Below are 359 nucleotides of genomic sequence, written 5' to 3'. Positions count from 1 at the left end.
GAACGCCGAGACGCGTCAAGAAAGCAAAAAAGGGCAGTGCTCCGTTGGAGACTGCCCTTTTTGTTTGACTTCGCTAACCGACCGGCCGACTGACCGATCGCTCAACCGCCATCGTCGTCATCGCCTTCGTCTGAAGGCTGTTTCGGCGGCGGCGGGCGCTTGCCGATCATCACGTTCAGATCCATTTCCTTGTTCTTGCGCACCAGATGCACCTTCGCGTCGGTGCCGGGCTTGATCTGCGCGATCACGTTCAGAAGGCGCGTGGTATCGGTGATGTCCTGGCCGTTGACCGACACCAGAATGTCGCCGGGCTTGATCCCCGCCTTGTCGGCGGGGCCGCCCTTGAGCACGCCCGCGAC

At 61.6% G+C, this 359-nt stretch carries 1 protein-coding gene; it reads right to left on the bottom strand.

Annotated elements, in window-relative coordinates; all coding sequences use genetic code 11:
• Positions 1-101 precede the first annotated feature (101 nt).
• A partial coding sequence (locus tag SB753_RS35405) for a PDZ domain-containing protein (RefSeq protein ID WP_410804732.1) occupies positions 102-359 on the bottom strand: 258 nt, incomplete at its 5' end.

The organism is Paraburkholderia sp. SIMBA_053, assembly GCF_046534895.1.
GTDB lineage: Bacteria > Pseudomonadota > Gammaproteobacteria > Burkholderiales > Burkholderiaceae > Paraburkholderia > Paraburkholderia caledonica.
This window is presented reverse-complemented; position numbering and strand designations above follow the sequence as displayed.